Genomic DNA, 234 nt, shown 5'->3' with positions numbered 1-234 from the left:
GGGCGGGGCAGGGGGGGCGGGGGGGGGGCGGGGGGGTGAGGGCGTGGGGGAGCTGGGCGGGGGGGCGGCTGGGGAGGGTGCCATAGCCGTGGGGCAGGCCGGTGGGGGCGGGGGGCAGGTTGGACTGCAGGAGCAGGTAGCTGCCGGCGGGGGTGGCCTCGGCACGGGAGAGGACGGCGAAGTGGGAGCGGGCACTGTCCTTTATGCCGGCGGGGAAGAGGGGCATGACCCGGC

At 78.6% G+C, this 234-nt stretch carries 1 pseudogene; it reads right to left on the bottom strand.

From position 1 onward, the window contains the following. Nucleotides 1-234 (bottom strand): annotated as a pseudogene (locus tag KVT45_RS55770) (type I-E CRISPR-associated protein Cas6/Cse3/CasE); the annotation flags it as partial.

It is taken from the genome of Streptomyces sp. GbtcB6 (genome assembly GCF_019091475.1).
Lineage (GTDB): Bacteria > Actinomycetota > Actinomycetes > Streptomycetales > Streptomycetaceae > Streptomyces > Streptomyces hyaluromycini.
This window is presented reverse-complemented; position numbering and strand designations above follow the sequence as displayed.